The sequence below is a fragment of the Paenibacillus terrisolis genome (genome assembly GCF_056171975.1).
In genome coordinates this window covers 56896-82250 of record NZ_JBKFGG010000026.1, presented here as the reverse complement: position 1 = coordinate 82250, position 25355 = coordinate 56896, and the positions used below count along the sequence as shown (strand labels likewise).

Annotated in this window: 39 protein-coding genes; 7 read left to right on the top strand and 32 right to left on the bottom strand. The window is 49.0% G+C overall.

Going from position 1 to position 25355, the window contains the following annotated elements; translation table 11 throughout:
- Positions 1 to 46 precede the first annotated feature (46 nt).
- Genes ACI48K_RS18895 through ACI48K_RS18885 form a run of 3 tightly spaced genes read right to left on the bottom strand, consistent with a single transcriptional unit; the run spans position 47 to position 1497 of the window.
- Positions 47 to 472, bottom strand: coding sequence for a hypothetical protein (locus tag ACI48K_RS18895; RefSeq protein ID WP_475029173.1), 426 nt, complete (start codon positions 470 to 472; stop codon positions 47 to 49).
- 58 nt (positions 473 to 530) lie between these two features.
- Entirely contained in the window at positions 531 to 1283 is a 753-nt protein-coding gene (locus ACI48K_RS18890; protein ID WP_475029172.1) for a phage antirepressor KilAC domain-containing protein, read from the bottom strand.
- A complete protein-coding gene (locus tag ACI48K_RS18885) occupies positions 1261 to 1497 on the bottom strand; it encodes a helix-turn-helix domain-containing protein (protein ID WP_475029171.1) in 237 nt (78 codons plus the stop codon). Before ACI48K_RS18885 ends, ACI48K_RS18890 begins: the two co-directional genes overlap by 23 nt.
- 235 nt (positions 1498 to 1732) lie before the next feature.
- On the opposite strand from ACI48K_RS18885, the gene ACI48K_RS18880 reads away from it, so the two are divergent.
- A complete protein-coding gene (locus tag ACI48K_RS18880; protein ID WP_475029170.1) occupies positions 1733 to 2122 on the top strand; it encodes a helix-turn-helix domain-containing protein in 390 nt (129 codons plus the stop codon).
- Positions 2123 to 2339: 217 nt separating this feature from the next.
- Positions 2340 to 2558: a helix-turn-helix transcriptional regulator gene (locus ACI48K_RS18875; protein ID WP_475029169.1), complete on the top strand. Its 219-nt coding sequence runs from the start codon at positions 2340 to 2342 to the stop codon at positions 2556 to 2558.
- 155 nt (positions 2559 to 2713) lie between these two features.
- Here the strand turns inward: ACI48K_RS18875 and ACI48K_RS18870 are convergent, their stop codons facing one another.
- Positions 2714 to 3064 carry a LytTR family DNA-binding domain-containing protein gene (locus tag ACI48K_RS18870; RefSeq protein ID WP_475029168.1) on the bottom strand — a complete coding sequence of 117 codons (351 nt, stop codon included), beginning with the start codon at positions 3062 to 3064 and terminating at the stop codon, positions 2714 to 2716.
- Between the two features lie 97 nt (positions 3065 to 3161).
- Here ACI48K_RS18870 and ACI48K_RS18865 point away from each other — a divergent pair, with 97 nt between their 5' ends.
- Positions 3162 to 3842: a hypothetical protein gene (locus tag ACI48K_RS18865; RefSeq protein WP_475029167.1), complete on the top strand. Its 681-nt coding sequence runs from the start codon at positions 3162 to 3164 to the stop codon at positions 3840 to 3842.
- Between the two features lie 29 nt (positions 3843 to 3871).
- Here the strand turns inward: ACI48K_RS18865 and ACI48K_RS18860 are convergent, their stop codons facing one another.
- Both ACI48K_RS18860 and ACI48K_RS18855 read right to left on the bottom strand, forming a co-directional pair.
- Complete coding sequence (locus tag ACI48K_RS18860; RefSeq protein WP_475029166.1) at positions 3872 to 4198, bottom strand: YolD-like family protein; 327 nt, start codon at positions 4196 to 4198, stop codon at positions 3872 to 3874.
- Between the two features lie 11 nt (positions 4199 to 4209).
- The gene (locus tag ACI48K_RS18855) at positions 4210 to 4488 is read right to left on the bottom strand and encodes a hypothetical protein (RefSeq protein ID WP_475029165.1); all 279 of its coding nucleotides are present in this window, start codon (positions 4486 to 4488) and stop codon (positions 4210 to 4212) included.
- 201 nt (positions 4489 to 4689) lie between these two features.
- On the opposite strand from ACI48K_RS18855, the gene ACI48K_RS18850 reads away from it, so the two are divergent.
- The 4 genes from ACI48K_RS18850 (at position 4690) to ACI48K_RS18835 (ending at position 6524) form a co-directional block, all read left to right on the top strand.
- Positions 4690 to 4908: a hypothetical protein gene (locus ACI48K_RS18850; RefSeq protein ID WP_475029164.1), complete on the top strand. Its 219-nt coding sequence runs from the start codon at positions 4690 to 4692 to the stop codon at positions 4906 to 4908.
- Positions 4909 to 5091: 183 nt separating this feature from the next.
- Positions 5092 to 5760 (top strand): hypothetical protein, encoded by a 669-nt coding sequence (locus ACI48K_RS18845; protein WP_475029163.1) that lies wholly within the window; start codon positions 5092 to 5094, stop codon positions 5758 to 5760.
- 76 nt (positions 5761 to 5836) lie between these two features.
- On the top strand, positions 5837 to 6229 hold the full coding sequence (locus ACI48K_RS18840) for a NucA/NucB deoxyribonuclease domain-containing protein (RefSeq protein ID WP_475029232.1): 393 nt from the start codon (positions 5837 to 5839) through the stop codon (positions 6227 to 6229).
- A gap of 22 nt (positions 6230 to 6251) precedes the next feature.
- A complete protein-coding gene (locus ACI48K_RS18835; protein WP_475029162.1) occupies positions 6252 to 6524 on the top strand; it encodes a hypothetical protein in 273 nt (90 codons plus the stop codon).
- 119 nt (positions 6525 to 6643) lie between these two features.
- Here ACI48K_RS18835 and ACI48K_RS18830 read toward each other — a convergent pair whose 3' ends face one another.
- The 26 genes from ACI48K_RS18830 to ACI48K_RS18705 form a co-directional block, all read right to left on the bottom strand.
- Entirely contained in the window at positions 6644 to 6862 is a 219-nt protein-coding gene (locus ACI48K_RS18830; RefSeq protein ID WP_475029161.1) for a phage holin, read from the bottom strand.
- Positions 6863 to 6864: 2 nt separating this feature from the next.
- Positions 6865 to 7809, bottom strand: coding sequence for a glycoside hydrolase family 25 protein (locus ACI48K_RS18825; protein ID WP_475029160.1), 945 nt, complete (start codon positions 7807 to 7809; stop codon positions 6865 to 6867).
- 1 nt (position 7810) lies between these two features.
- Positions 7811 to 8116 carry a hypothetical protein gene (locus ACI48K_RS18820; RefSeq protein ID WP_475029159.1) on the bottom strand — a complete coding sequence of 102 codons (306 nt, stop codon included), beginning with the start codon at positions 8114 to 8116 and terminating at the stop codon, positions 7811 to 7813.
- Between the two features lie 88 nt (positions 8117 to 8204).
- Complete coding sequence (locus ACI48K_RS18815) at positions 8205 to 8345, bottom strand: hypothetical protein (protein ID WP_475029158.1); 141 nt, start codon at positions 8343 to 8345, stop codon at positions 8205 to 8207.
- 16 nt (positions 8346 to 8361) lie between these two features.
- Complete coding sequence (locus ACI48K_RS18810) at positions 8362 to 8757, bottom strand: hypothetical protein (RefSeq protein ID WP_475029157.1); 396 nt, start codon at positions 8755 to 8757, stop codon at positions 8362 to 8364.
- A 12-nt stretch (positions 8758 to 8769) separates the two neighbouring features.
- Positions 8770 to 10035, bottom strand: coding sequence for a phage tail protein (locus ACI48K_RS18805; protein ID WP_475029156.1), 1266 nt, complete (start codon positions 10033 to 10035; stop codon positions 8770 to 8772).
- 13 nt (positions 10036 to 10048) lie between these two features.
- On the bottom strand, positions 10049 to 10633 hold the full coding sequence (locus tag ACI48K_RS18800; RefSeq protein WP_475029155.1) for a phage tail protein I: 585 nt from the start codon (positions 10631 to 10633) through the stop codon (positions 10049 to 10051).
- A gap of 58 nt (positions 10634 to 10691) precedes the next feature.
- Positions 10692 to 11684 carry a baseplate assembly protein gene (locus ACI48K_RS18795; protein ID WP_475029154.1) on the bottom strand — a complete coding sequence of 331 codons (993 nt, stop codon included), beginning with the start codon at positions 11682 to 11684 and terminating at the stop codon, positions 10692 to 10694.
- 122 nt (positions 11685 to 11806) lie between these two features.
- The gene (locus ACI48K_RS18790; RefSeq protein WP_475029153.1) at positions 11807 to 12127 is read right to left on the bottom strand and encodes a lysozyme; all 321 of its coding nucleotides are present in this window, start codon (positions 12125 to 12127) and stop codon (positions 11807 to 11809) included.
- Positions 12124 to 12522 carry a phage tail protein gene (locus ACI48K_RS18785; RefSeq protein ID WP_475029152.1) on the bottom strand — a complete coding sequence of 133 codons (399 nt, stop codon included), beginning with the start codon at positions 12520 to 12522 and terminating at the stop codon, positions 12124 to 12126. The genes ACI48K_RS18790 and ACI48K_RS18785 overlap by 4 nt, the downstream gene beginning before the upstream one ends.
- Positions 12519 to 12932, bottom strand: coding sequence for a phage baseplate assembly protein V (locus ACI48K_RS18780; protein WP_475029151.1), 414 nt, complete (start codon positions 12930 to 12932; stop codon positions 12519 to 12521). The genes ACI48K_RS18785 and ACI48K_RS18780 overlap by 4 nt, the downstream gene beginning before the upstream one ends.
- Positions 12933 to 12934: 2 nt before the next feature.
- A complete protein-coding gene (locus ACI48K_RS18775) occupies positions 12935 to 13966 on the bottom strand; it encodes a phage late control D family protein (protein ID WP_475029150.1) in 1032 nt (343 codons plus the stop codon).
- Between the two features lie 2 nt (positions 13967 to 13968).
- Positions 13969 to 14172: a tail protein X gene (locus ACI48K_RS18770; protein ID WP_475029149.1), complete on the bottom strand. Its 204-nt coding sequence runs from the start codon at positions 14170 to 14172 to the stop codon at positions 13969 to 13971.
- The gene (locus ACI48K_RS18765; RefSeq protein WP_475029148.1) at positions 14169 to 16562 is read right to left on the bottom strand and encodes a phage tail tape measure protein; all 2394 of its coding nucleotides are present in this window, start codon (positions 16560 to 16562) and stop codon (positions 14169 to 14171) included. The genes ACI48K_RS18770 and ACI48K_RS18765 overlap by 4 nt, the downstream gene beginning before the upstream one ends.
- A gap of 200 nt (positions 16563 to 16762) precedes the next feature.
- Positions 16763 to 17098, bottom strand: a complete 336-nt coding sequence (locus tag ACI48K_RS18760; protein ID WP_475029147.1) for a phage tail assembly protein — start codon at positions 17096 to 17098, stop codon at positions 16763 to 16765.
- Positions 17099 to 17109: 11 nt separating this feature from the next.
- Positions 17110 to 17634 carry a phage major tail tube protein gene (locus tag ACI48K_RS18755; protein WP_475029146.1) on the bottom strand — a complete coding sequence of 175 codons (525 nt, stop codon included), beginning with the start codon at positions 17632 to 17634 and terminating at the stop codon, positions 17110 to 17112.
- Between the two features lie 13 nt (positions 17635 to 17647).
- A complete protein-coding gene (locus ACI48K_RS18750) occupies positions 17648 to 19096 on the bottom strand; it encodes a phage tail sheath family protein (RefSeq protein WP_475029145.1) in 1449 nt (482 codons plus the stop codon).
- Positions 19097 to 19099: 3 nt separating this feature from the next.
- Positions 19100 to 19399 (bottom strand): hypothetical protein, encoded by a 300-nt coding sequence (locus ACI48K_RS18745; protein WP_475029144.1) that lies wholly within the window; start codon positions 19397 to 19399, stop codon positions 19100 to 19102.
- Positions 19396 to 19866, bottom strand: coding sequence for a hypothetical protein (locus ACI48K_RS18740; protein WP_475029143.1), 471 nt, complete (start codon positions 19864 to 19866; stop codon positions 19396 to 19398). The genes ACI48K_RS18745 and ACI48K_RS18740 overlap by 4 nt, the downstream gene beginning before the upstream one ends.
- Complete coding sequence (locus ACI48K_RS18735) at positions 19866 to 20456, bottom strand: phage tail protein (RefSeq protein WP_475029142.1); 591 nt, start codon at positions 20454 to 20456, stop codon at positions 19866 to 19868. Before ACI48K_RS18735 ends, ACI48K_RS18740 begins: the two co-directional genes overlap by 1 nt.
- On the bottom strand, positions 20453 to 20806 hold the full coding sequence (locus ACI48K_RS18730) for a hypothetical protein (protein ID WP_475029141.1): 354 nt from the start codon (positions 20804 to 20806) through the stop codon (positions 20453 to 20455). Before ACI48K_RS18730 ends, ACI48K_RS18735 begins: the two co-directional genes overlap by 4 nt.
- On the bottom strand, positions 20778 to 21122 hold the full coding sequence (locus tag ACI48K_RS18725) for a hypothetical protein (RefSeq protein ID WP_475029140.1): 345 nt from the start codon (positions 21120 to 21122) through the stop codon (positions 20778 to 20780). Before ACI48K_RS18725 ends, ACI48K_RS18730 begins: the two co-directional genes overlap by 29 nt.
- Before the next feature lie 10 nt (positions 21123 to 21132).
- On the bottom strand, positions 21133 to 22188 hold the full coding sequence (locus ACI48K_RS18720; protein ID WP_475029139.1) for a major capsid protein: 1056 nt from the start codon (positions 22186 to 22188) through the stop codon (positions 21133 to 21135).
- Positions 22189 to 22205: 17 nt separating this feature from the next.
- Positions 22206 to 22589 (bottom strand): head decoration protein, encoded by a 384-nt coding sequence (locus tag ACI48K_RS18715; RefSeq protein ID WP_475029138.1) that lies wholly within the window; start codon positions 22587 to 22589, stop codon positions 22206 to 22208.
- Positions 22582 to 23733, bottom strand: coding sequence for a head maturation protease, ClpP-related (locus ACI48K_RS18710; protein WP_475029137.1), 1152 nt, complete (start codon positions 23731 to 23733; stop codon positions 22582 to 22584). The genes ACI48K_RS18715 and ACI48K_RS18710 overlap by 8 nt, the downstream gene beginning before the upstream one ends.
- Positions 23726 to 25345: a phage portal protein gene (locus tag ACI48K_RS18705; protein ID WP_475029136.1), complete on the bottom strand. Its 1620-nt coding sequence runs from the start codon at positions 25343 to 25345 to the stop codon at positions 23726 to 23728. The genes ACI48K_RS18710 and ACI48K_RS18705 overlap by 8 nt, the downstream gene beginning before the upstream one ends.
- Positions 25346 to 25355 lie beyond the last annotated feature (10 nt).

The following is a 25355-nucleotide window of genomic DNA, read 5'->3' as shown; positions in this document are numbered from 1 at the left end:
AAACAAAACAAGCGCCGTACCTTTCCCAAAAGCGGAACCGGAAAGGTTATAACCATTCTTGGATTTGACGATCAAGCATAGCGATTAAAATTGCCGCTGTTTTCTCGGTAAGCCTGATAGACGTTTGACCTTCGTCTATCGGGCAAAGGATCATTGTGCGCGTCTGGTCGTCAGGTATAATAGCGAACAGTATTCCAGGCTCTTCTGTGTTGACTTCATTTGTTGAAACTACCGCTATGCGTTCCTGTGAAGCTGCTGCGGCTGCCTCCTGCGTTGTGTGAAGTAGGAGGCCTGCCCCCGGTTTCTTGTTGGCTGCAATGACCTTGATGTACTGCCCGATTTCATACAGGTCTTTTATGCTGCGGTCATCAATTAATCGAAATAATTGATATGCAACTTGGAGATTCGTTTGATTTTTCAAGGACTCTTTCGTTACCACCGTTGCCGCGGTGGTTTCTTTTTGTTGGTCCAATGTCGGACCTCCTTTCGTTTGGTTTGGATTTGGTTTTCAAGGAGCAGGTTGATTTCAATCAGGCCGTTTGTTTTGCCAACAGCAGGCGGAACGTCTCGCGCCCCTTCGGAGTAACCAGCGTTTGGGTGCCAGCTTTACCGTTGTTGCCCCATTCCTTGATATTGAAGAGGTCGGGGACATATTGCGCGTATGGTTTGAGCTTGCTGCCGGCATCACGGAAGACGTATTTGCGATCCAGCAGCCAGGCGATAAAATCACGCTCTTTGATCTGCAACTCTTTCGCGGTATCCCGGAAGTTTGTAAGCAGGTTTCTGTCAACCAATCCGTCGAAATAGTCTACCTTCGGCTGCATGATGGCGATTTGCTCATTTGCCTTGCGGACAGTTTCAAGCGTGATGCGGAACATGACTTTCGTTTGTTCGTCTGCATGCTGCAGGTAGGTCTGGATGAATAGATCGTCATTCGCCACATAACCGCCAGTGCGCCGGATCGTCGGGAGAACTTCATCGAAAATCCAACTCTCGAATTGTTCTGCCTTTGCCCTGATCGCAGGATTGCGGGACTGATCTGAAGCTTTAACGATAAGCCGGTACACGTCACCTTCTGGAATTACGTTTGTCTCTTGGATACCGCCTGGCGAAGGTATTCCCAACTTGGAAACCCCTTTGCAATGGTCGATAATCGCTTTACTTGGGTTGGAGTATTCTAGTGCCCGAGCTACATCGACACCCGCAAAGTATGGCTTTCCTTCTAACTCAATTGCCCGAATTTCTCCAAACGACTGATGATTAAATATTTGCGGTTTGTTCATTTGCATTCTCCTTTCCATCGTTTGCAGCGTTTGTGATCTCAATCTTGATTTCGAGAGCTTCACAAACCTCGTTGATGATCTTTTCGTGCCAACGACGATCGCCTTTAAGCAAATCGCTGATATATTGGTAACTCCGTCCAGTTGCTCGTGCTAGATCAGCCTTGCTCATTTCATTGGCCTCCATTGCAGTCTTTACTGCCTCTGTGAAGTTCATCTTGTTTCACCTCCATGAGTCGATAATAAGCATTTTGCTTACAACAGTAAAATAGCAAAATTAAGCATTATGTTTATATAATAAGCATTTTGCTGATAATACAAGCATAATGCTTTTAATTGCGTAGTTTTTCAACAAAATGCTGATTGTTTAATTTTTTCTGTAATGTTATGATTCTTTACAGCAAAATGCTTAAAATTATTGAAGATTCATAATTTAAGGGAGTTGTTCATTAGTGGCCGAGGTTAATCATCGTTTAAAAGAGTTACGGAAAAATTGTGGAATGAGTGGGACTAACGTGGCAAAACAGCTTGATATAACTCCTCAGTATTATTACGACATTGAAAAAGGGGAACGCCGATTAACGACTGAGATAGCGGCGAAGCTGGTTCCAATTCTGAAGGCAACAGCGGATTACATCATTGGTGTAGCGGATGTAAATTATTACAACAATGAAGCAGAAATAAAAAACCCCGATCCTCATGAGGAGTCGGAGTTGTCTGATATTCCTATTGAACGGTTAAATCAGTACAAGCTAACTTATAAAGGACACACATTAAGTAAGGATGAAGCTGATGATATTATTGAGCTTTTGGAAGCTGCTTTGAAACGTTGGAAGAAATAAGACACTCTAAATATGTAGTCGCATCTTCGATGTCAACGCCGTTTTCAGAAAATCGTCTCAAGTATTCTTCTAAGTCAACCTCAATGTTCTGAATAGGTCATCACTCCTGGTAGAAATTTTTTCCGTGGCGAGACGTTGATAAGATAATAACATAAAACAGAACACAATACCAGAACAAACGTTCCTTATCTGGTAATAACATGGAAAGGAGATTTATGTGGCATACTCCCGTGGGAGATGCCTGCTGCAATACTGGCTCGATCAAAGAGGTATGACTCAAGCGGAATTTGCGCGCCGATCTGGATGGTCTGAGCGCATGGTATCCTATTGGTGTAGTGGTGAACGCTATATGAGTGTCGAAGCCATGTACACCGCTGCTGTTATATTAGGCATCCGCATGGAGGACTTGTACCAATGGCGTATATCGGCCGGTTAAGCAGGCAGTGCGGAAAACCCGCACTCCCCCGGACAAAATCGGAACGTATACGTTCTTGACCGTGCTTATTTTTAGCATACAACTATGAAAACGTTTTGTTTGTCGAATAGAGTCGACAATAAGTGACCGATTACCCGGTGCGAACGGTTATCATATCACATGAAATCGTGTATTTTCTTCAAATTTCTTCGTGATACTTCTACTCTCTTCCCTTCTCTCAATTTGTCGAAATATACCGATTTCGTGTTTTTATCATACATTTTCACTTTTCTCATGTTCGTAACGTTAGACTTTTCTAAAGATTTAAAACCATAGGATCGAAGAATTAGTGAAAAATCCTTTAATGTGTGAGGAGGGAAATATACGGCATCCGCCGTGTGTATTAAGACTCGACTGTCTTCGGAGGATATATAGAGGATGTCTTGAATTAATAGTTCGTGTGTGGTTCCGCTGGTGCTGTGTATGGCTAGAATTTTCACTGCGATCACCTCGATGTCGAATGCCATAATACGATAAAAGTATCATTTATCACTTTTATTTTTCCATAGTAATATTTTCCTTGTTTTGATAGACTATTGTCGTAATCCATGAAATGAGGGGGATATGATGAAGAAACCTTTTTATAAGCATTGGTGGTTCTGGGCGGCAATTGTCTTTGTCTTGGTGATCTTCAATGTTATCGATAAGCCAGATGAAACCGAGTCCACCACAACCTCTGCAGTAAACACCTCTGACAAAACTCAAGAGAACAAACCTTCAACCGAGGTAAATACGGAACCAGTAAAAGAACAAGAACCATCCTTTGATTGGAGCAACGCTGAAGTCAATGAAGAGAATGTTAAGAAGGCCCTCAATGGCAAAGTTGGAGCTGCGATGGCCATACCGCTAAATGACAACACATTTCGCAAATTCGTGTCAACCACCGATACAAAAGGTGACTACATAGAAATAACGGTTAATCCAGGTCTTTTTGGCAATGAGAAGGATTTTGTCAAAAAAGCCGGCGGATCACTCATTGCATATTCGAAGGTGCTGTTTCAAAACCCTAAAGTATACGAGGTCTCAATCTCCACTAATATAGATAATGTTGGTGGTGGAGAAAACCAAGGCGTATATATTTCATGGAGAAGAGATCAGGCCGACGGAGTGGATTATGATAAGGTCCTCGACGATATGTTTGGAGATATTGCGATTCCATATCAATTGGCCCGAAAGTACACTATTCAAAAAGACCTATACGATAATTTAAAGGATTTTGAACTTCCAAAAAATAAAGACGTGTAAAATAAAAAAGCCCTGGAGAAATCCGGGGCTTAATCTATGCCTGCGCTCATAATATCCTCAATCCGGATCCAGTGCCATTCTTCCTCGCCGGTGGAGAGTTTGATCTCCCGCCGATATGTCTGCACGGCCGTGACGATTCCGCGCAGCTCCAGGTCTTGATATTCGCCAAACAGCCGGAGCGTTACCTCGCTATGTTCTCGAAATGATATGGAAATGGCTTGCTCAATGATCTCGATTTCTTGCGGATCGAGATCCGGCCGTTTCTTTTTTCTTTGTTCGAACCGCTGCTCGATCAGCGCATTATGCTGTTCTGGAAGAATAAACTTTGTTTCCCATGGTCCGTCCCTTCCAACCATCGCAATTCCTCCTAATGTTTGGTCCAGTAATCTATGTTGCCGCCGACGTATTGTTTTTTCACGCTAACCTCGCCGTCTTCCCACGCCTTCAATATCTTAATTGTTTCCAGCGATGGCCGATCCGGCCAAAAGATATATTCGTGCTGAGCGAGATTGTCCAGCGCTTTTTCGATGTCGCGGTATCGATGATTTAAGAACCGCTCAAGTTCCGTCTTTGATGGGTTCCGTCGATGTTTAAGACCAAAATTATAGAGGATACGTAGCAACTTGCGCTCCAAATCAGAAAGCATATCACCATCTCCAAATAAGAACATTTGTTTGTATTATATGCCCTCACATTGAATTATTGCAAATGAAAAATTAATCATACGTTCTCATTATGTTCGGTTTACTAAGTAAACTATACGTGATATATTTAAATCACAGCAAGGGAATACGGACGATAACCAATAAACCGGGGATGCCGGATGAGGATGAAAGGATCAATCAAAATGAAAACTTGGACTCGCGATGGATACAAAGTTGTAGAGGTTGCTTTTGATCATGATCTGCATCAATTCGAAGTAGTGCAAGAAGAAGAAACGTTGTTCACCATCACCCCTCCTGATTTGGAAAGCCAAGAGCAGATCATTTCCGATCTCGACGCCGGCGAAGACGTTAACGGTTGGGAAGATGGGAACGGCACCACGATCTATGTAGAAAAAAAGTAACACCGCCTCTCGAGTATGTCGATGCTGCTTGGTTGTCTCGCCATCGCGGGATAACCAAGCAAAGCATAGGTAAGTCGGCAAAGAGCGCGCTAAAGGACGGGTATCGGGGTTATTTTCCCCGCCCTGACGCGCTTGTCGAGGGGCGACCATTGTGGTTGAAAAGTCGGTTTGGAGTTGATGAAATTGGAGCGTACTGATCTGACGGGGCAGCGATTTGGAAAGCTTGTTGTAACAGGGAAGCATAGTGAGAAATTGTACAAAGAAGAAGCTTGGGTGTGTAAATGTGATTGCGGAGAAAACGGGGTTTTAGCCGCGCGAAGCCATCTCGTTAAAGGGCGTAAAAAGTCGTGTGGATGTTTACGCAAAGAGTCCCCGACAAATATTCTTGACATCACTGGAAATAGATACGGCATGCTAAAAGTAATTGGCCGTGCTGGACACACTGATAGATATAATGCAACATGGCTTTGCCGTTGTGATTGCGGCAATGAGGTTCCGATCAGAGGAACTTTGTTGCGCCGCGGGGATGCAGTTTCTTGCGGGTGCCAGCGACCAGAGCAAATGAAAAAGGCCCGTGATATCTTGTTTACGGAAATGTCCGTTGATGGAGTCCAAATCCCCCTCTTGACTAAAAAGGTACGTTCAGACAGTGAGACGGGGCATAAAGGCATCCGTAAGCGCACTAAAAAAGGGAGAGAATATTACGAAGCGTATATAACAGTGAAGGGGAAGCGAATTTACAGATCAGCGACTACCATGGAAGGCGCCAAAGAAAAACGCCGGCAGCTTGAGGACGAATACCATAAACCATATATCGACGGTTTAAAGGAGGATGGATTTGAAAAAGAATAACCGGGGTAGGATCGGCAAAATAGCCGGAGTGCTCATAGCGTTGGCATGCATCGCCTCTCTGGTCTTTAATGGAGACATGATCAACTGGGATTTTTTTAAGGCGCGCGGACAGGGCGAGAAAGAAGTAACGACCGTAACGACGGGTCAGGCGGTAAAGATCACTTTTCCCTCCGACAAGTATCCGGAAACGGCGCAGCACATCAAGGATGCAATTACCGACGGAGAGTCTGCTGTATGCACGATCGAGAGGGAAGACGCCGACGAAAATCGGAAAGAATCTTTGAAGGATATACCGACGAAAAAGGGGTATGACCGGGATGAATGGCCGATGGCGATGTGCGCGGAAGGTGGCGACGGAGCCAACATCGAATACATAACACCAGGAGATAACCGCGGCGCCGGCAGTTGGGTGGGAAATGCTTTGGAGGATTACCCGGACGGAACCCAAGTGGAATTTATAGTACCGTAATTTTACAGGAGGTGTGAAAATAATGCCTGATCCGGAAGTTGGTAGTATGATGTGGTTTGTTCTTCAAATTATTAAAGACGGCCCCGAGCAAATATTTTTTAATTTTGCTAATGAGGCCACGAAAATTAAAAAAACCTCGGACGAAAATCGTTTATACTTATATGACACGCTTGTGGTAGCTCTAAAAGTAGCTCTTGACAACATCGACAGCAAGTTAGAAGCTGAACTCCATTTAGCCGAAACCTATTTGGATCATATGCGAAAAACGGTTGAGAGACCGAATAACAATGACTGATAAATAGATAAAAGCCCGCCGACCAGTTAAGGTCAGGCGGGCTTTTTCACCGATTCTTTCGGATTGCACAACGGCGCGTCCGTATATGTTATAACAATTATAAACCATATATTAGGAGATTACAAGTTGTAGCCAGTGCTGTCCGGTTTGGTTGGGTTGCTGACGATCCCGAGCGTTGCCAGCAGTCCGAGGATCACGTCAACCGCGGCCAGGATGTTCTGCTTCATAAGGTCCGTCAGCTCGAAAGCTCCGGTCAGGTGGCCGATCAGCTGCGTCAGCAGCAGCACCTGCGATACGATACTGACCCACAACGCATAGTTCTTAAATCTTTTCTTCATGATCATTTCCCCTCCGGTTTATAGTTTTTCAAAAATGCGATCAGGTCTTTGTTTGTCAGCCCGACGTTGTCCAGCATCTTGATTACATTAAGCTCAAGTTTGGACTTATCGGCCGACGTTGTGATCAGGCCCGCATCCTTTGCCCGCTGACAAGCAGCCGCGTAAGCAGAGTCGCCCGCATACGTTTCCGTCCCGCTTATGTTCAGACGCTTTTCGAGCGCCGCTATCCGTTGTTCAAATTCTTCCGCCTTCGCCATATCCAAATCATCCTCCTCTTCTTTTTCCGGTTCTTGCCCGGATGCCCACGCCCGCAAGTAGTCCGGCGTACCGTTAAATTCATTCAGATCAACATATCCGCTTATGCCTGTGACCTTCCTGCTGCCGTTCTGGCGCGCTCCACCAGCCTGCCCGTCCGAATACTGCCAAAAGGTCCATTGACGCCATGCTGGGGCATCGCCGGGGCTCTCCGTCGAGTAGCGAGCGATCCAAAGTGGATATGGCCCAAACGCAACATCAAAGTTTTTGGCAAAGCTGTTGCCGGTGTAGATGATCGGTATTTGGCCAGTCAACTGGTTTAATTCCGAAAGAAACGCCGTCGCCACATCGTTGATGGCTTGTTTTGTGAGCCCGCCGGGGTTATTTTCGTAGTCCATAACCGGCGGAAGATCGAGCGTAACGTCCTTGATCGTATCGAAGAAATGACGTGCTTCGTCCCGTGCCGCCTGCATGGTTATGGCGTCAACAAAATGGTATGCTCCCACGAGCAACCCAGCCGCCCGCGCTGCCTTTGCGTTATTGATAAATGTCGGGTCAACATAGGTCTGCCCTTGAGAGGCTTTTAAAAAGACGAACGAGATTCCGTCCGCCGCCACCTTTGCCCAGTCAACCGTCCCGTTATGGTGCGAGACATCAATCCCTTGGGCGTTACCTTGCTTTCGTGCCTGCATGCTATCCTCTCCCTTCCGAACCTTCCAGCTTATCAATACGCTTGTGAGCAGACTTGTTCGACTCTTCGACGCGGGTCACGCGTTCCGCGAGCTCGTCAAACCGCTCCCCCTGCTTCCGCTGCTCGTATTTGATATCCTCGACCCCGCGCTTGATGTATTCGATATCTGCTCGTACCACGGCGTCAGAGCTTGCCTTGCTCTGCGTTTCCTGCCTCACCGATCTGGCCCGGCCCGCCCACCCCAGCACAATGCCGCTTAGTGCCGCCAGAACGGATATAACGGTCGCCAATAGATTGCTGTCCTTCATGCCCTGCTCACCTTCCGTCCAAAAGAATAGCCCCCGGGAAACCTCCCGAGGGCATAAAAATGGCGCTCCGTAAAATCCGGAACGCTGGTTAAGCTGCCGTGCCGTTTACAACTTCGGTGACCACTATCTTAAGGTTGAATAGCGCCGGTACTTGATCGAGTGTGTATGCGCCAGTGAGTACTAGGCTTACCCAAACTTTAACAAGCCCGCTGTCCTTGGTGTATGTCATGTTCTTCCCTCCTTCCTTAACCCGCCATCATTACGGCCAAAGTCATTGTGAGATCGGCAATGGCTTGTTTGTTCTCAATGTCGGCTTGCTGCAGCTCGGCGACTTGTTGAGTTAATGGCTTCTGCGGCGGCGTTACCTCCCCCGGCTGCTGCGGATCGGGATAAGAGATTGTTACTTCCTGTGTCGTTGGGTTGACTTTGGAGATGATTCCGCCGTTTTGAAAGTCCGCGTTGTACTGTCCGTATTCCAACTTCAGACATCCTACAGATTCCGGGTTACGTTCGTTAAGGGCTGTGTATGCAGCAAAGTCTTCCTCTTTTGTGGTCTCTCTCACATCACCTGACATTTCCGAAGTAATCTGAATAATCGATCCAGTTGCTTTATCATAGTAAATCTTTCTTCCGATTTGCATGTGTTATCCTCCTTATCCTAGAGCGAACCAATTATAGGTGGTAGATGTTGCTGCAACGGGTAGGATAAAACCAGTTGACGTTATAGACGCCGCCCCACTATCGCCCCTGAATGAATATAAAGTTTGAGTAGAAATACTCTGATTAAATGCGATTACTTTTATTGGTTTGGCAATTGCTGCCGTAAAAGCATCGCCGATATAATTCTGATAGAGTGTTAAATATCCGTTTGTTACATGAGCAACTATAATAAGTCTAGGGGTAAAGGTTAAACCCGTTACTTCTACAGCAGGCATTTGTACTGATCCGCCATTCGCATAAACAAACATCGGTCCGGTTGTACCAGATGTAATCCCGTTCCCGCTGGCTGTCCGAAGCGGTGTAATCAGGGCGATATCTGAAATCAACGTAGACAAGTAATTGCTTGGGCTTGCTGATGTAATACCTTTGCTAATTAAATGATTTGCCATCGCGGTTTTATCATTTTGAAGCAGTTCTATTAACTGGGCAAATGTATATTCTGGCGTGGCCGGAGAGCCAATGACGTTCGCAAGTCCAGTCTTCCCGTCATTGGCAAACGTAAAAAGTTCCGCAAGTACCGCCTCCACCGTCGTGCCCGTAAAGTGACCAGTGGAGTCTTCCAAACCAATAAGACTTGCCCCTTTTCCGGCTGCTTGAGAGGCCAAGTCCGTTTTGATCGACTTGACAGCCTTTGGCGTAGCCGCTCTATCCTCGGCGTCGCTGTCCGTATCGCTGGAGAGTTGAGTCTTACCCTTCACCATCAACGTAGCGTCCGGGATCGACACGCCTGCTATTTGCTGATCAACGTATTGTCTTGTCGCAAAGATCGCTGACGGGTCAATTTTGAGCGTTACGGTCGAAGCGTTTGAAACCTCCAAGATAATCCGAATGTACATGTCTTTAGCGCTTCCGTCTTCCATAACCGGTTTGAAGGTTTCTGGGAACTTACCAATAGCAATCATGTCTCCGTCCGCATCGAATACCCCGGCTTCGCGGACCGTAAAGCCGCCAACGTTAGCCATAATGACCATCTCGACCACAATCCAACTCGGGTTGTCGGAATCAACGCTCACCTGACTGATGTTACCGCGCCAAACCTCGTGTTTAAGCGCGGTTTGTGACTCTACCGGATTGTAATAGCTTCCAGCCCCGTCACCGACGGCCATTTGTGTAAAGGCGACCGTTTCGCCCAAAACTTGCGCGTTAGCCAACTTCGCCCGGCCGACAGCCGTCAAAATTGTATAAAATGTCTCTGCCACCTTGTCTCCTCCTTTACGGGTAAACCGTTATTACTTCACTTTGTATTGCCGTCTGTGTCACGCCGATCCGCCCACGGCTCTCAACCCCACTCACGCTCCACGGGTATACGGTCACCGTCTCCCCGCCGGAAGTATTACATGCAAAACGCATCTGCCCGCGCGAGGTTAGGTATACTCGAATGGACGTGAGCAGCGACCTGGTGTTTTTGTACTCAATGATGAGACGTTCCAGCAGTCGCAATTTTTCGCCCGTAAGGCCCTTATTCGTGACCTCCAACACCTCGATCCGAAAGGTCCCAGGATCGCCGTCATGCTCAAACCATTCGGAGATAATCGCCCGCATGCCTAGTAGATCAATCACCCGTTCCAGCGCGTACCGTGTGCCTTTGGTACGGTGGATTTCGATGGAGTTCCTGACGAGCGCTCGCTTTTCATCCAGCGTTGAAGCAAGTTCCGCGCCTTCGACGTGATCCTGCAGGAGCAGTTCGTCGATCCAATCCTCGTCCAGCGTGTCGAGGTTGGGCTTTAAAGGCAGCCTACGGGCCGCAGCTGATATCGCCTGTAGCTCGCTGTCCAATGACTGCGCCGCAGATCTCACGTTGGCATCTCTGGCCAGGTTGGGCGGCAATAAATCAAGAAGGCTGACGTGATCGATATCAATCATCACTCAGCCCTCCATAAGTTACCGTGACCTGATCAGCTACGGCAACTTCGGTATTCCCGACATCGGTGTATGTCGGAGTTGTAATTTCCACCCGGTACGCGCCGGCCTGCATGATCCTCCGGGTCAGTTCCGAGGGGTTCACATTTCGCCCAAGCTTGGACTTTTGCCATAGGACATAATCTTGCACCGCCAACTCAACAGCGGCCTGTATAGCCGTCGCAGATGCCGCAGAAGCGATATCCACCCAATAGGTCAATTCCACATCAAACGATACTGTTGTGGGCGCTGCGGCCGTCACCTGATCAGTAAGCGGGCGCTTATCGGCCGCACTGCATATCTCGATAATTCGGTCGAGTATCTCCTGCCCAGGTAGCTCACCGCCCGCAAGCAGCGGAACGATCAGCACCTCACAGGGTGCCGGGCTGGTAACAGATACATCTGCGATGAGCTGCGAAGCTGTCCGCGCCCAGAATTTATACGCTCCATCCGGGCCGGCAACTGAAAAGCTCTCTGGTGCCTCTTGAATACGTGCGCGGTATGCTTCATCTGTCTCCGTGTCCGCACCGCCCGCGCTCTCCGTCAAATTAACGGCGCTCCGGACGAACGGGAGAGGGTCTATAATCTCATTTACCTGTCCGGGTATAAAACCATTGCCAGAGGCTCCGGGAAGCGAGCATGCCGCGCCTACGCTTCCTGACAATGATCCCGCCGGAATCTCCATTGCTTCGGTTGTCGCAAAGAACAACTCGCCGCCTCCGCCTTGCGGGCCGACGCGGGTACCTACAGGAATTGTGGTCGCGGATACAAGGGGCATCGAGAGTGTAAATTGCAGTGTCGTACTCGCTGCCACCGCCTGCAGCCTCAGCGTGTCGTGATCTGCGCCGTAATCATCCAGGATGTCCCCAGTCATATATCGCAAGAGCGTTTCCCGGGCCGTTGTATTGAGAAGTGCCCGCTGCTGGATGATGATCTGTGCCAGCGACAATAAAAAAAGACGTCGTGGATCAGCATTACCTAGCTTACTACCGTTGAGCCCTTCAAAAATGGTGACGATGCTATTCTCGATAGCCGCCGCGTCTACATCAACAAAATTAAGATCGCCCAAATTTATACCTCCTCAGCCAGAACGAAACGGACAACGGGAATTAAACGGGACTCGTCGCCCTCCATAAAGTCAATGCCGGTGATCTGCGCCCGGGGCTCCTGCTCCATAATCGCTGCCATGATGACGCCACCAAGCCGAGCCTTTTGAATAAAGATTGGCTCATCGATCAAGTCCGAATATTCCGTCCCGATATTCCGTGCCCCCGGAGCTGATCCCAGATAGGTACTGATGATCGTCCGGATGTTCTGCTCGACCTCTTCGGCCTGCGTCGCCGGAGCAAAGTTCACCCAGTTGTCGGCCCCCATATCAACCGTATAGCTCATTTGACGTATTCCTCCAGCGATATATTTGCGGTGGCCGTAAGAGGGTTCCCGCGGTTGTCTACGGCTCCCCAATTTTGCTCAAGGGATGTTATTTTCCAAAGGTTTACCCCGAGCCCCTTCCCACCAATGATAAGAGGCATTGCTTTCCCCGCACGTTCCAGCTCAACCAATGCGTCAAGTTCCTTCCGGGGATTCATGCCAAATCGCACATCAAAACGAATCGAGAACGATACCGTATCAAGCCCCGGCCCGATAAATTGGGAAAGAGGCTTTTTCCCGATCACTTCGTGATTCGCCCAACGTCCTGCGCCGGATCTGGTGAGCGCATCAAACGTGCGAATAGCATCTGGACCAACAACAAACACGACACTGCCCAGATTTCCAATCTTATTCACAGCACCTCACCCGCCCTTGTAATCGACCCTGTCACCTCAAGATCACCTTCGATTTTGACCCCACTTGCCGCTTTAACCATGAGCTTTCCGGTTTGTCGATCGTAATAAACGTAGCTTCCGTCCTCAAACCATACGCCACGTTGATCTGCGGTGCCCGGCGGCATGTCCTCGTCAGTAAAATATGATCCGAGACAAAAGCCAGCCTGCATGCCGTTACCAAGAAAAACACAAAGCACGCTCTCACCGGTTCCCGGGATGGCATTGCCACGCCCCCAGCCGCCGGCAGTCAAGACAGGGAGAGCGCCGGAAACGTGATCGTCACGATCCGGGAAGGTGACTCGAACGGTGCCTGCCGCAGGATCACAACTCGATACGGTACCAGACTGAACCATGCTCTTCAAATCAACCACACTCACCACCCCAAAACTTTCCGTATGTTCAAATCAGTAGTATATCCGCTACCGCCGGGCTTGTGGCTGCAGCTCTCAATGATGTACTTGCCGTCAAATCGCCCCCAGCCTTTCACGTTGACCGTCAACCCCGTCGCCATGCGGATATCCCCGAAGAGCGACAATGTGCCTTTTCCAGCCTCCTTGTTCTTCTCCCGCAGGCTACTCTTCGCCACCCGCTGAGCTGCAGCCTGCGAATCGACCTGCTGGTTCACCTTCAGGATCGGGCCGGTTTTAGGGGCACCCGGCGGAATGTATGTCGCCTTGATTGTTTTTTTCTTCTTGGCATCGGTATAAGCTACCTCGCAGCCGCGATATGCCGCATTCGCAGTACTCCAACTGAACTGATAAGACAAGACGTTATCCTTGCCTCGCTCAATCGTTGTGATCGGCGCCTTTTTTTCATAATCCGACTGATCAAAAAGGACTAAATTACCGCCTGAAATTTTTACGTCTATTGCTTCTTGATTGGCCTGCGCAGCCAGAAAAGAGAGGTCGGACTGTTCAGTTTGATCGATCCGGTCATACGCCGGGTTAACGGAAGCCTCATAAAGTAGTCTCAAGCCCGCTTTTTTAGCAACGTCCGCCGCAATGGTTTTAAGCGTGACCTTCTCCCAGGCCTTAGTCCGCGTCTCCTGCCGAATGTTTGAACCAACCGGCAAGGAAACTGCCTTGATCGAAACGGTGTCCGGCGGTCCACCAAAGTCGAACGTATCCACTTCAAACGTTCCGAGCGGAAGTTTCTTGATCTCCCCGGGACCGCCCCAATTAATCGTCCGGATCTCGGCCTTGATTTTATCACCTTGCGCCGGCTGCCATGATCCCTGCCAATTACGCGCGCGGTCTTCCAAAGTAATTTGAATATCGTCGAGGCTTCCTGCAGGCGCATCGTTATACGTAAGATCAAGCAGCGACGCAGCTAAATCCTCAGTCACATCCTTACCGTTATATTCGATTACGACGACTACTCTGCGTGCATCCTGTGTCTGATCCATAGTCATTCCTCCCGCTTCCACGGAGGCAGTGTTTCCGCCTGTTCGATCGGGATTTCCGGGACGGTTAAAGTTGCACCAGCCTTAAAGATCACATTCTCCAATTGATCTGGATTCGCGTCCATAAGATTAACTGAAAACTTCGTCGCCCCAAAAAGTTTATAGGCGATACCATCCCAGGTATCGCCTTGAATTGTAGTATAGGTCATGCAAAACTCACCCTTTGCTGTTGTTTCTTGAGCGCCTTTAGACGTTTATCAAGATCATCATTCGAAGCAGCAGCAATTTTTTTTGCATCTTGTTCAGTAGCCGATCCGCTCAGATATATTTTTGGCGAATTCGTGATGTATATGGTCGTGCCGCCGGATCCTGCTCCGCCAGGTGCCGAACGTGATTGGAGCATACTGTCCAGTTTGGAGAGCGGTAAAAGGGCTTCGTCCTCCCGGCCCTCACCAATCATCGCCAGTGTCGGACCAGTTGCAATTGCACCTTGAGCAAGCATAGGAATTTGCGGTAAATCAAATCCCAATGTCTTCCCGCCAATCCCTGGTACCCAATCAGGAATATTTACGCTAATGGAACCGATGCTTTCAAACGCCTGATTAATCAACCCGATAATCGCATTGATCGGAGTTTTCAGGATCGCACCGAGCGTGGAGAAAATACCGGTAAAAATGCCCCGAATACCTTCCCATGCCTTGGCCCAATTGCCAGAGAAAACGCCGGTAATAAAGTCCAACACCCCGCCAAGAATGGTCATCAGCCCATTAAACACTCCAGATATCGAATGAATTACGGCAAGAACAACTGCTTTGATCGTCGGGAACGCGAAGTTAAACGCTGCAACCAATGCACCGAGAATTGGCTTCACAAAATTGAACAGTGCCGAAATGGTCTGCCCGAGTTTACCTGCAACGGTCATTATAGTTGGTAGCATCGCCGTGAAAGCCTGCGAAACGGCCGGGGCCACATCGTGGGCAAGAAAACCGAATACTTTCGAAAGGATCGGCCATAACTTTTGTTGAAGGTAGATTCCAATTGGCAAAATGGCTCTCGAAATTTTGGCAAAGGCGGTCCACAAGGTTACCCCGACTTTCATCGAGATAGGAATAAGCTGCTTTAAAATGCTTCCAATTGATCCGAAAACGCTTTTCACAGAAGGCCACAAGCTTTGGATAGCACTTATCCAATCTTTAGAGATTCCTTGGACTTCACCCAATAAATTACCGAAATCATTTCCGATATCGCCCGAGAAAAAGCCGGCTATTGTTTTGCCAATGCCACTTGCTACCGGACCGACTACTTTCCATAGGGACTTAAACGCCCCACCTACAACACCAGCCGCACCGCGAAGAGTATCACCCCATCGCTTCGCCTGGTCGCTAGACAACCACATAGTGAAATTACCAGCGAGGTCGGCAGCAGCGAGAGCCACTTTCTTTATGAGTGGCATCGTCGGCATGAGTACTGAGATTTGTAACGTCTCCATTGCACCCTTGAATTGCTCGACTGCGCCTTTGGCATTGTCCATACGTTTAGTAGCTACTTGGAGCGCAGTAACATTGCTCATTTCAGAATTGAATTCCTTGACCCCTTTGGCACCTTCACCATATAGGATGTTTGCCGCCCGGATCGCATCAGAGCCGAACATGGTTTCTAATGCCAACATGCGCTGTTGATTTGTCAACTTTTTCATGGAGCCATTTAATAGACCGGAGATATCTTCCAACGATTTCAGATTCCCGGCGGCATCAAAGAACTGGTTGGAACCATTAGCTGTGACAAGCCCCAAGGCTTTGAATTGTTTGATCTGCGCCTTGGTTGTTGGCTGTAGGTTCGAGAGCATGGTTTTAAGAGAAGTACCTGCATCAGACCCTTTTAGCCCATTGTTGGCGAACAATCCAAGAGCAATGTTTGTATCTCGAAATGTCATGCCAACGCCGGAAGCAACCGCCGACACCGCAGCGAGCGACTGACGTAAATCCTCAACGCCAGTTGCCGAAGCATTCGCAGTGCCGGCTAAAATGTTTGCGGCGTCCGCCGCGGCCATCCCATCTTTCTTAAATGCGTTCATGGCTGTGGACATAATTTCAGCAGAATCCGCAAGTCCGATTTCACCAGCTGCAGCAAGGTTCAGTGCAGCTTCAGCGCCGCCGTCCATTACCTGCTGGGCGCTCATGCCCGCTTTAATGAGTTCCTCCATGCCCTGCGCTGCTTCTAGCGCCGAATACTTCGTTTTGGCTCCCATCTCAAGTGCAAGAGCCTGGATTTTACCCATTTGCGAATCAGCCATACCGCTGACTGCTTGAATGGAGTCTATCTGAGCCTCGAAGTCCATTGCCTTGTTAACGGCTCCGGCAGCAGCTGAAATTCCACCTATTGCAATTGCCGCAGCTGTTGCGATTGCGACTGTTTTCTTGAGAGCGCCTGAGAACAGTCCAGCTCCCTTAGTAGCTTTTTGGAAGTCAGAATTGTCCTGGACTTTCTTGACCTGATCTCGAAGCTCTTGGGCAGATTGGTTCGCTTGTCCGAACGCTTTTAAGAACGTGGCATTCAGTTTTCCACCAAGCTCAAAGACTGTTTGATAAGTTTTAGCCATCTATCTTCTCACCCGCCTTGCATTGGAATAAGTGGACGATGGTTTTGTTTTTTGACGCCGTTTTTCAACCGATTCATTAGCTTCTATCCATCCGGAGAGATCAATCACAGGAAGCGAAAGCCAAAATGGGACGGTTGAACCTGGAATAGAAGAAGAAAGGGCAATCGCGTATTCACGAATGCCGTTTGGTACGTTATCCCCTATTCCTGTACGAGCAAAAAATTCTGCGCTCTCTGCGTGACCTGAGTGAAATCTTTGGCCTTGAGCGCCTGAATCAATTCTGCAGGAACACCGGCAGCTTTAGCAGCTACAGCCACTTGATAGGACAAAGAGAGAGCTTTGATAGGCGCCACCTCATCAGGCGAAATCGACTGCGATTGGCGAGAGCATAGCAGCAAATCATTGCCGCTAAGCTCTTCGAAGTTCAAGTCGAGATCCGTCACCTCATTGCCTTCAAAAGAAATCGGCCGGAGCAGTTTATAATTCCGCACATCGACCGATTCAACAACAACTTTATCTCCTTGTGCTTTACTCATTTATTTATCCCTCACATTCCCAAATTTGCCCGCACTTCGGCGAGGTAATCCACCCCATCGATGATGCAGATAAAATTAAATTTATCGATTTCAACAACCGTCTGACCGTCATACAAAATCTTGATATAAATGATTTCCAGTTCGTTTGAATTATCCATTGTAGACCCAACGGCCAAGCTGCCCAGCGGTGTCGTTTTGGGCAACCCCCGCATTGTAACTTTGATCGGGATTTGTTTGTATCCTCCTGCAACCGGATCAAAAGCTTGAATCGAGCCGCGGAAGTCCAAGGCCTGAACTTCTTGCCGGGCAAGTTTAAAGTTTGCTCGATCCAGCACTCTCCAGTTGATAGTGGCGGTCATAGAAGCAAAGTTTCCGATCGTTGGGGAATCAATTTCACCAGCAATACCGGCACCGCTGAGAGTTTCGGTCATTGACTCTAAATCCGGGAGGTCAACATCTGCCACGCCGAGATATTCATTTCCGTTTCGATATCCGTTAAAATTGTTCAGTTTTTCTGGAATTTGTTTTCCTGGCATCCTTTTCCCTCCTCTACGCCGTGATCGCGCTGAGATACTGCGCGTCATATTCAACCACAAAATGCAGGCTGCCGCCCGGACTAGGGGGCGCTATATATACGTGGAATTTGAATTTGCCGTCCAACAAGTCGGCTGGCGGATTTTCAGCAGAATTGAATTCCACCCTACCACCGAGGATGTATCCGGATCCTGTCAGCCCATTCATCCAGATATTTGCATCGTCGGTTACCGCTTCGATGAGTCGTTTCGTACCCGGGTCATCAACATTTTTCCAGTACCGCAGCACCAGCGAATTACGCACCCAGTTGAACATACGGCGAACCGGGATGAATGTTGTTTGCGGGTCCGTCTTCTCTGGATATGCCCCCGTGCGGCTCCCCCAGGACTTCCATCCGCCTACAAAGTTGATAGCGGTCATGATCCCCTGGGAATTGAGATAAGCAGCTTCGTCGACGCCAAGGGTGACCTCTGTTCCATCGTCGAGCACGGCGCCATCAATAGATAGCAACTTATTGGACGGCGATCGGTAAGGGACAAAAGTGCTTTCCGAATCTGTTGCGCAAATTGCCCCAGCGATGTGCGTCGAGAGGTGATATTTGCGGCCTTTATACGTCACGCGAGGCCACGTGTTGATCTGGCTGTCACCCGTGTAGGCATTGTCCTTTTTCCACGTCGGAACGGCCGTATATTGTGAGTCAGCCGGCAAATCTGTGATAGCCGTCGCTAGGAAGTGGCTGTTGATCAGCGCCGCTTTTGCTACAAGCACAGGGCCGATAACTGGATCGTCCGAGAAACCCGGGGCAAGAACCACGCCAGCCACGAGTTGGAAACGAGGAAACACCTGCTTGATCAACTCCAAGCCCGTTGCTTTGCCGGTTATCGCATCGGTACCACCGATGAAATCAGTGCTCGTCACCTTTGTGCGGTCCAGTTTATCGTAGCCAACTTTTACGTCTGACGTATTTGTGAGCGTTCCGCCATCTTTAACGGCAATAACCAGTTTCCCAGATGCATCAAAGACCAAACTGTAATCTTCGTCGAGTACGTAGGTCGTTAAGTCGTCGGGGCTTGTAATGACCACAGAGCTTTTAATAATTCCAGACGCGTCAATGGTTGCGATTCCATCCGCAAACTTATTCGCAGCAGCGGGAACGGCTGTCTTGTGCTCAACCGGATCCATAATGTTTACAAATACAACCGGGGCCTGCTTGTAAAGTTGGAAATGCGAATACATGAATTCGCAGAGTGTAAACGAATCCCAATCGTCCGAATAACCCAAGGCATCTACTGCTTCTTCCCAACTCGTCGCGAGAATTGGAACGTTCACCGGCGGTGTGCCTGATTTTGAAAGGTTGATCGGTGCCGTACCAAATACGACCGGGATTGTTGCATCCGCGAAAGACGGGGTGATCGGTTTAAACGGGATTTCTTCGGTCGATACGCCATGATTTTCAATCGCCATCGTCTATTTGACCTCCTTCATTTTGGTTTTTACGGCCATATATGCCGTGTGGAGCTGCGTGCCAGGCTGATTTATATCTGCTTGTCGCCGCGAAAACTCCTTTACAGATACAAAAAGCGCCCCCAATTCCGGGATGCGCTCAAAGGTTTCTTTCAAATGCTCCGGTTTTCCGCCACGAAACAAAGAAAATTGGTTGAGAATGTAAGGAAGCGTTGGACCGATGTAAATCAAATGCTCTGTTTCCTTTGCCTGCTCTTCTCGCTTCGCCACTTCCTTTGTCGTTCTTTCCTTTGCTATAGTCAAAGTTCATCACACTCCGTTTCTTTAAGAACCGCTGGAATAGTCCAGGTTGTATCTGCACCGCCAAAATAATAAGGGAAGGTATCCTCATCATAGATCGCCCAGTCATAGGGATATTGAATTTCGTACTGGCCCGCTAAAATCCGTTGAGATAAAAGGTGCGTCTCCAACTTTCGCAAGGCATTCATGATATCCTTATATCCCTGATAATTGGTATCCTCGTCGATGAGTCCAAAAAATATCAACGCCCTGCAGTTAGGGGGTTCGTCATTGGAAACTACCCCGCCGCCAGGAACACGGACGATACAATATGGAAAATGTTCATCGTCATTTTCCGTTCGTTTAGCCGGCAGGTACTGGGGATAGACGTTTAGCTCGGCGTCTTCCCCGTCAGCATTTTTAAACGTTGTCTTAGCAAAAATAGCCTTGATCTCAGAAACCAAAGCATCTTGTAGCAAAAATGGAGTCATTAAGAGCCGCCTCCAAACATTCGATTGACTTCATGTTCCAGGCGCTTATTAAACGTATCATCCGCCTGCGTTTCTAACTTGTTCCATACTTCCTGATTGCTCAGCATTTCCGGTACCGGTGGACCAAAAAGGCGCTGGATCGGAAGTTCCGTCCAACGCCCTGATCTACCTTTTACATGCTTCGAACCTGGAGACCGCTTAAATACTTTACCGCCGTTTACCTCCGCAACGAAACTCCCCAGGACCTTTTTCAGAGAGCTGTCTTTTTTTACTCGAGCTTTTAAAGCTTTTGGTCGCTTATTGGGGCGCGCCTGTGACGGGCTTACCCGAAATTTTTCAAGCCCAATGGCATTACCTTTGGAGATTACGGCAGCGGCGATCCGCTTGCTGGTTGCTCGCTTAATGGATATCGTTTCTTTAACGTCTCCAGCCTTGACGATGTATTTTTGCCGTACTTCCTTGGATGCGTTCGTCCGGAGGCTTGAAGCGGCTCTGTTTAATGCCCTGTACAAAACAATGGGCATCTTTTTGCGGTATTCTCCCAGTTGCTTTTCGAGCTCTTTTATGCGTGTATCATCTACGGTAATCATGAGCCTCGCCGTCCTAGCGTGATGAGGTACATCCCCGTAACGTCCTGTACATCATCGACGACAAACCTATTTGAATCAACTTTCATACGGTTACCAATGACAGGCTTTTGTTCAAAATCTTCAATGGCAGCAAGGAAAATAAATGCTACGTCGTAAATCCCATCTGCATTACTTTGTCGCGACACAAACGTTCTTCGTTTTTCGATACGATCGTCGTCGACTATGATTGTGATATCACGTCCGTCGATAATGTGTTTTTCCCCGAGCTCATCCTGATTTAGGAAGACTTTCTGCACGTCCCGAGCAAGTTGGTCCTTAAACTTACTCATTGCCGCCGGCTGCCCGCTCATCGTACCACTCGCGGTACTGCGCGATGCGTTCCTCTTCCTTGCTGGCCGGATCGATCCGCAGAGCTTCCAGGCTCTCCTTTTGCTCCGGAGCATGGAGGTCTGCGAACTGCTCGGGAGAGAGGATCAGGCCAAAGAGCGGGAGTTGGTCATCATCGTCTTCCTGGTCATCAGCTTCATCGGAACCCGGCCCAAATTCCACAACGCCAAGCGCCCGCAGACGCGCAACCTCTTTTTTATCCAGCGCGGGAAGCACGTCCCCGGGATAATAGATTTTTTTACCGTCATTTACGCTGTACTTTTTAACAATTAAGCTCATGTCGCACCTCCTACAAAACTTTGGCCGAATACCAGTCATCAATGACGAATGGTTTCGGAACTGGACGACTGGAAAGACGAACCAACAACTGATCGCTGCCGACTTCTGCCCACACCTTCGGAACGCTTCTTGCTTCGTAGGTATGGAACTGCTGATCGTTTTCCATTTGAGTTACAGCACCATACAAGATCTCGCCGATATTCGGACGAATGAGGACGACATGGTCTTCCGGCATAACCGGTTTTTCAATGTCGTCATCATCGATGTACCAATCGTTGTACGTGTAAAGGTCAAGGCCGAGTTCTGGCAGCCGTCCGAGATAGGTAAGTGCATCATTCTTGATAGTCGGGCGGAGCTCCGCAAACAAGCCATTAAATTGCTTCAACTTATCAACAATATCCGGATCATTAATAAATGCAGTTGCAGCATCTTTACCGAAGAGGGCCATCGTCGGTGCCACACCACTGGATTGAATTACTTGAAGTCTCCAACGCTTCAAATCCTCATACTTTTTGGATGTCGAAGCTGACCAAAGGGCCGCACCGGACAAGATCTCTTTATTGGTCAACCCAAAGTCCAATTCTTGCTCCACATAGTTTTGAGAATTTCCGTCTCCAAAATATCCTTTCATGATCGCCTTGCCGTCGATAATGACATCCCGGCAAGTAATCTCGCATCTTCTCCAGCTGTATTCGTCCAGTTCAGACAAGTCCTTTGCAAGCAACTCTTGTTGTCTTTGGGCTGGAGTTCTTTGGCTATACACATTCTCGCCAATACCGCGATTAACAAGGTCATCAATGGTAAGCGGACGTTGTGGAGCAATACGAGGCGCCGCATATTCATCCGTCCGGAATCCTTGACGATCCATCGTGATACCACCGACTCGTGGGGCCACATATGGAGCCATCTTCCGTTTCCCCTTGCGGTAGTCCATCTGCACTTTCTCCGTAACAAAAGTCTGCATGCCCGGGAAAAAAGTGTCACAGAAAAACGTCCGCAGCGGCAAAAATCGTTCAACCATCCCCAGCAAAGTTTGAGTTTGATAAATATTCATGTTAAGTGGCAAATGAATGACCTCCCTTATTAATAGGCAATATTGCCTTTAAGATAAATTCCGAGTTCGCGCAGCCGCGTTGCATGCTTATCCGCCGTGTCGGTTCCGCCGAAAGTTAGAGCAGCGCTGTTGAATTCGCCGGAAGAATATGCTGCGATTACCACATCGCCGGCCGTCGTGTCTGCATCATCTGTCAGGATGCTATCAGCCGTTTGGCTGCCATCAGTCTTCGAGCTGTCAACCTTGACCGCCTTACCGTCAGCAGTCAGAATCCCAAGCACAGTACCCCGCTTGAGAATGCCTTGTCCAGATTTGAGTGTTACGGCTTTGACGTCCACGGGATGCAGAATACCGGCGATCAGATTGTCGTATTCGAACGTGTCCGCTGCTTTCGTGTACAAATCTTTACTCATCTTTGCCAGCTCCTTTCCGGTTTTTATTTACAATCGACGCGACATAATCGATAGCGCCTGCAGCTTCAACTTTTGCCGGATCCTGATCTGTAGGATTATTTGCGGGAGGAACCGCCGCGGCGTTTTTAAGCTCTTCCTGCCGGGCATTTACAAAAGCCGCTCCGCGTCCAGCATCATCCTTCAAGGCCTGAACAGCCAACGTACCGGCGTCCATCGGCTCCGCATACTTTGCTTTGTTGACCAGTTCTGGATCGATCGTAGCGGAAATGTCGTCGATTTCCTGCAGGCGTTTACGTTCGGTATCGGTTGCGTTTTTGGTCACCTGCTCGACGAGTTGGTTATACAACTGCGGGTACTCATTTTTCAGTTCTTCGATATTCGTGATAGGCACGTTGTCACTCTCCTCTTTATGTTGATTTTTTGGTTCTTCCTTTTGGTGTACGGCCGCGATTGGTTGCGGTGTTTGTTGAAACATTGGCGTAGCCGCGAGCGTCGGGCGTGTATTGAAACTAGATAGATCGATGGCTATAGAGTTGACTACCATAAACCGATTGTCTTTGGTCATGCTGGCTTCAACAATCACATCGTCCATGATTTCGTCTACAAACCCTTCCGACTTCGCTTCCTCAGCCGTCATCCACTTTTCTTGATCCATCAGAGCCGACAGTTCCTCGGCAGTGCGCCCAGTTTTGTTAATGTAACCATTGATAATGCTTGCCTTAACGGTATCCAGCACATCACCGACCTTTTCGAGGTCTTTCTTGTTGTAGTAGCCCATCAGCCCTGCCAGAGGATCATGCACCATTACAGTCGCATTACTCCAAGCCTTCACGATGTCACATGCAGCTAAGAGGATCGTGGCTGCGCTCGCTGCAGCCCCTTCGATAATTCCGGTAACTTTGGCTGCATGAGATTTCAGTTGAGCGTAAATCGCATTAGCTGCAAAGACGTCCCCGCCGCCGGAATTAATCCGCATGGTCAAGTGAGTGATATTACCAAGCGCCTTGAGGTCTTTCGTAAACTGGTTGGCATAGATGCCTTCTCCTTCATCGGCCCACCAAGGCTTTGCCGATGCGATCGGACCGTAAAGAATTAACTCTCCTTCGGTGTCGCTGACATTTTTAAATTCCCAGAAGTTACTCATTTTTTTTGTTCACCTCCTCTCCCGCGTCCGGTGATTTAGATGGCTGCGGCGCCACGGTCGGAGTAAGCCCAGCTTTCTTCATAGCCGCCTCTTCGATCTGCAGGTGTTCCAGGTTCGTCCAAAAATCGCTCCCGTTCGTCTCGATTGCTTCCCGCTCGCGCGTACTTAAACCAAGAGCGATACGGCGCTCAGCCGCTTCGACCTCTTTGACCGGATCGAGTTGCCCCGGAGCCGGGCCATTCCACTCCGCCTGACACCATGCCTTACGTATTCTGGGATCGCCAAAGAACCCGGGCGCGCGTATGCGACCGAGTGCAACAGCTTCGGCGAGCCATTCCTCATATACCGGCTGACAAAACTCTTTCGCCGTCCAGATCCGGCGCATCCGGAACATCTTCCACGCTTCGAGCAGCGCGGCCCGCGACGCAGAGTAGGACGATTGAAAGTTTTTAAGCAGCAGCTCATACGGAACTTCGATGGCCGCGCCGATGTACAGGCAAAGTGATTTGACGAACGGGTCGAAACTGGAGTTTGGCCGCTTCGGGTCAGCAAGTTCAATTTCTTCGTTCGGCCCTAATATGTTGATTGCTCCTGTGCCCATTTCATAATTGTTCGGGTCCGCACTGACCTGTTGGCTTTGATTAAGCATGTCGCCAAGCGGATTTTCGTTGGTTGGTCCGCTTGTTTTAATGAACACCGTGAACATGGATGATATGACGGCCGCCATCAGTTCAGCTTCGGTGTAACGTGTGATCTGCTTCAGCGTCTCGATGACCGGAGCCAGCAGAGGGACGCCGCGGCGCTGCTCCGCACGCTCTGAATCAAACAGGTGGAGCACATTGGGACGCCCGGTGGACGCGCCATATGCATCGATCCTGGTCCACTTCCGGATCTGAGTTAGGTTCGATTCGATCGGGTAGGTATTCGAAATGTGGTAGGCGAGCAGCGCCCCATCGCTATCGATTTCTACCCCGGAGATGATCCGATTCCCATTCTCGGCCTTACCCTCTACAACATTGCCGATTACCCCGGCACCGAGCGGCGTTGATATGCGATCGGCCTCGATCAGATGGATTCGCAAAGCGTAGGGCATCCACGGTGTTCGCTTGCTTTGCTTAAAGACGGTGAAAGAATCGCCGTTCATCAGCATGCCGAGGAAGGCAACACCTTGCTGGTCGTAAAAATCATTCATACGTAGCGCGTCAGAATGCTTGCTCTCGGCCCACAACGCGAACTCCTTCTCAACCTTACCTGCCCATGCGTCCGCCTCCTCTGGCGTCATACCGAGCGTGTCAGTGTCGATTCTCGCTTTTAGTCGCAGTCCAGGCCCGATTACGTTCGTGCGCGTCGTTTTCAGCGCCGATGCACCGATTGGACCATTCATATACAAGTCCCGTGAACGGCTACGCAGCGTATCAAGGCTATGGTCAATGTCGTCCTTTGGGCTTCTTGACCCGGTTATCCATCCGCGCATACTCTTCTTCTGGTGGCTGGCGCCGCCTTGATCATAACCATTAATAACTTCGGTGACTCGGCGAGCTGCGGTCCGCCGCATGCCGGCCTCCGGATTAAAAAACGATACGACTCGATCTGTGATATTGATGTTGATCACCCCCTCTCAG